At 24.3% G+C, this 4,224-nt stretch carries 6 protein-coding genes; 1 reads left to right on the top strand and 5 read right to left on the bottom strand.

What is annotated here, in order from left to right:
- Positions 1-71: 71 nt before the first annotated feature.
- A complete protein-coding gene (locus tag HUJ77_RS11335; RefSeq protein ID WP_291708707.1) occupies positions 72-497 on the bottom strand; it encodes a DUF3783 domain-containing protein in 426 nt (141 codons plus the stop codon).
- 49 nt (positions 498-546) lie between these two features.
- Positions 547-1,077 (bottom strand): putative ABC transporter permease, encoded by a 531-nt coding sequence (locus HUJ77_RS11330; RefSeq protein ID WP_291708705.1) that lies wholly within the window; start codon positions 1,075-1,077, stop codon positions 547-549.
- A 130-nt stretch (positions 1,078-1,207) separates the two neighbouring features.
- Between HUJ77_RS11330 and HUJ77_RS11325 the strand changes: the two genes are divergently transcribed.
- A complete protein-coding gene (locus HUJ77_RS11325) occupies positions 1,208-2,086 on the top strand; it encodes a cation diffusion facilitator family transporter (RefSeq protein ID WP_366033321.1) in 879 nt (292 codons plus the stop codon).
- A 119-nt stretch (positions 2,087-2,205) separates the two neighbouring features.
- Here the strand turns inward: HUJ77_RS11325 and HUJ77_RS11320 are convergent, their stop codons facing one another.
- The 3 genes from HUJ77_RS11320 to HUJ77_RS11310 form a co-directional block, all read right to left on the bottom strand.
- Entirely contained in the window at positions 2,206-2,853 is a 648-nt protein-coding gene (locus HUJ77_RS11320; RefSeq protein WP_291708703.1) for a membrane-spanning protein, read from the bottom strand.
- A 9-nt stretch (positions 2,854-2,862) separates the two neighbouring features.
- Positions 2,863-3,756, bottom strand: a complete 894-nt coding sequence (locus HUJ77_RS11315) for a permease (protein ID WP_291708701.1) — start codon at positions 3,754-3,756, stop codon at positions 2,863-2,865.
- Positions 3,753-4,224: GTP-binding protein (locus tag HUJ77_RS11310; RefSeq protein ID WP_291708698.1), on the bottom strand; the 472-nt coding region annotated here is incomplete at its 5' end. The genes HUJ77_RS11310 and HUJ77_RS11315, both read right to left, overlap by 4 nt.

Below are 4,224 nucleotides of genomic sequence, written 5' to 3'. Positions count from 1 at the left end.
AAACTCCTATAGGAGTTTATTCATTTATTCTACATTCTACATTTTTAATTTTACATTGTGCTACAGCACATTTATTCTTCATGTTCGTATTCTTTACCTGATTTCATTGCCATATTTTCAGCTACTAAATTCTTTAATAAAACATCTACAGTCCACTCCATAGAAGTTTCTGTAACTGCAGCCTTCAAGACATTATTAAGTCTAAACTTTTTTAAATTACTTATAAGTAATCCAATTTTAGCACCAGGAATATTATTAAAAATTATTGCTTTACTTTTCATTCCATCTTCTGCATCATTTAATATGTTTCCATTTATAACATCTTTCACTAAAGTATTTCCATTCTTATAGCTTATTACTACCTTATCTCTTATTCCAAGCATTCCTGCTAAATTACTTAAAGTCTTAACTTCTTTTAAGTCAAAATTACATAGTATTATGCAACTTCTCCCTTCATCAACTTTTGTTTCTTTAGTATCTAATAATTCAAATGACATAATTATCTCCTCTTATAAATTAATTTCTTAATTATATCATATAAAAATACTATGAATTAATCAACCTTGTTTTTTTAAGATTAATCTTAAGACTTATGGTATAAATAAAATCTATAGTCATAATTAATAATATAAAAATATTAGATACTCTAAATATATTTTCTAAACTTATATAAAAATTATTAATAGCTGGCTGAAAAAATCTTATTCCAATATAACAAAGAATGGCCCAGTAAATAGTAAATTTAAAAGTTATTAAACCTAAAAAATTGAATTTTAAATTTGAATAATCCCAATATTTTTTATTAAATATTTTTAAAAGTAAATATCCACTAATAAATTCTACAGATGTTGGTACAACTAAATATAATATAACTTTAGTTAAAATATTTAGATTGTAATAATAATCTAATAGAACTAAAATAGTAAAAGCTATTCCATACATTGGCTTATAAGGCCCTTTTAAAAACCCTTCTTTTTTAAATTTCCCATCAATAATATAACTATAAATTCCTTCAATAAAAAAGCCAACTACAGAATAAAGTATAAAATTAAATAAAGTAAAATTTATTATTGTCATAATTAAACACCAGCCTTTACTAAATTTCATCATTAGTTTACCCAATTGAATTTAATAAATACTTCTAAGTCTATGTAGTAACTTTTAAGGCTAGTAAGAATATTATAAAATGTAGTATTTAAAAGGAGGAATTAAAATCGAGAATAACTATAAAAAAGTAAAAAAAATTCTAGCTATTCTTTTATTAGCCAATTTATTTGTAGCAATTTCTAAAATTATTGTAGGCCTTGTAATTAATAGTTCAAGTGTTATGGCTGATGGCTTACATTCTATTTCTGATAGTGCTTCAAATATAGTAGGAATAATAGGAATTACCCTAGCTTCAAAGCCTAAAGATACAGAACATCCTTATGGACATAAAAAGTTTGAAACTATAGCAAGTATCACTATTGGTTTAATGTTACTTATATTAGGCTTCAATGTTATTAAAACATCAATAGTTAAGTTGTTTGTTCCATCTGTTATGAATATTACAATTGAAAGTTTAATCATAATATTAATAACCTTAATAATTAATATATTTGTTGCAGTATATGAAAATAATCAAGGTCATAAACTTAATAGTAATCTTTTAATAGCAGACTCTCTTCATACTAAAAGTGATATCTTTGTTTCTATAGGAGTTTTAATTGCACTTATTACAGTTAAACTTGGCCTTCCACCAATAATAGATGTATTAGCCTCATTTATAGTATCATTTTTCATTCTTCATGCAGCCTATGAGATAATAAAAGATAATATTTCATCTTTAACGGATAAGATTATGATAGAAGAAGAGGTAATAACAAATATTCTTAAAGAATTTAAAGCTATTGAAGATGTTCATAATATAAGATCTAGAGGTTATGATGATTATATTTTCTTAGATATGCATATTAAAGTAGATTCAACTTTAAATGTAGATGAAGCCCATACTCTTGTTCATGAAATCGAAAGTACATTAAATACTAAACTAAATAAAAAGGTAGATTTGATTATCCATGTTGAACCTAATTTAAATAAGAGATAGATATTATATTTTTTGCTACTTAATTCTCCCCATAAGTAGCTATAATATAATATTTATCTCTTTCTCTATAAAGTGTAATATTTATCTAAAGGGTTGAACTTTTTAATTTCCATAAAAAATTAAAAATATATATTATTGGGTGGATTAATTTTTATATATTCATCTACTTCTAAATAGTATTCACCATCAAAGGATATTTTACCTAACACCCTTATCCACTGCCCCTCTTTAAATTTATCTTTTGCTAAGGTTTTAACGCCTATAATATATGAATCTGCTGCACAGCAATTCATTTCCTCTCTACCTAAAATAAATTTATCACCTTCATACTTATAAACAAAGCCTGTAAAAACAATATATTTATTTAGATATTCTTCCCCATCCCCTTCTAAATCTTCTAAAATATGATGAGTTTCATGATTAATTTCTATAGCATCTTTAGCAAATAAATTATTAAAACTTGTTAAGTTGCTATTAGTATCCTTATATATATATCCTCGTAATAAAAGTAAAACACCTACAATTAGAGTAATTACTACTGGCATAAATTTTAATGAAGTATCTACTCTTGAATTAAAGCTTACTACCTTCATAGCTTGAACAATAATAAGTATAGGTAAAATAGAAAGAACTATATATAAATTTCTTGCAGTTTTCACACTTAAATAATTGTAAACTTCTCCAGATTTCATTAAATAGCCTATATAAGTAGTTAATAAAATTAATATTAGTAACCAAATAAATTCTTCTACATTAAATCTTCTCATACTAACCTCCTAAAATACAAAGCTTAAACTTATGGAGAAAGCCAGTACAATAAATGATATTAGTGTTATTATTTTTACTGCAAAGGACTTTTTAAAATATGATGATATAATAATAGCATTTTTCAAATCTAACATAGGTCCAAATATTAAAAAGGCTGATACGGCAGGAACACCAAAATAATCTAAAAATCCCTTAGCTATAAATGCATCAGCTTCTGAACATAAGGATAATAAAAAGGCTAAAAACATCATTATAATAATAGGTAATATTATACCTTTTGAGTAATTTTCTATAAAATCTTCCTTAACTATTACAACAAACAAACTAGATAAAAATGATCCAAATATGTAGTATCTTAATATATTTAAAAACTCTTTATTAGCATGCTCTAAACATAGTCTAAGCTTTGATTTGTTATAAAAATAATCTATTGATTCACATCCACAATCACATATATTTTCATATTCACTTGTACTTTTAATAACTTGTTCATTTCTCTTGGTAAATATTTCAACTAACAATCCTATTATTACAGCACAAGCAATTCCACCAAATCCCCTTATTAATACTATATTTATATCCTTAAAAGCATAAAAAGTTGAAGCTATAACTACTGGATTTACTATTGGAACTGTAAGCATAAAAACAACTGCAACAGCAATTGGAATGCCCTTTTTCATTAAACTTCTAGTTATAGGAACTATAGCACATTCACAAATTGGAATAAAAAGCCCCATAAAGGCTGCAAAAATTATTGATATAATTCTACTTTTAGGTAGAATTCTTTTTACTATATCTTCTGATATATATACTTGAATAACAGAAGAAGCTATGGATCCAATTAATATAAAAGGTAGTGCTTCTAATATCATACTTATAAATACATTAGCCCATTTTATCATTTCACTACCTCCATTTTATAAATTATTGATTTTATTTTTTTTATTGAAGCTCCTTCTTTAAAATATTTAGATGATACTACTTCCTCTTCTAAAATATCTAAGGACTTTGAAAATAATATTGGTGCAGTTTTATTTATTTCTTCAATATACTTAATGATTTCTTTTTGTTCATCAAAAGATATTACTGATAAATTATTTAAGATTATAAACTTACTAGATTGAATAAAAGGTATTATAATTTCTCCTAAATTTTTAAGATAAGCCTTTAAATTTTTACTATCTCCAATATAATAATTTCCATAGAAATTAAGATTCTTCCTTATTTCTTTATCCTCAAAAACTTTACCTATTATACTTAAATTCATAGTTCCATTAAATTCTACTATAACTCTAGAATATTGTTTTTTTACCATTTCTTTAAGTAATAGTTCTTTTAAAGAATCTATTTCTTCTAAGTATATAACTTTT

The organism is Clostridium sp. (assembly GCF_021443865.1).
GTDB lineage: Bacteria > Bacillota > Clostridia > Clostridiales > Clostridiaceae > Clostridium.
The sequence above is the reverse complement of the archived record's forward strand: the minus strand, read 5'-3'. Positions and strand labels throughout refer to the sequence as shown.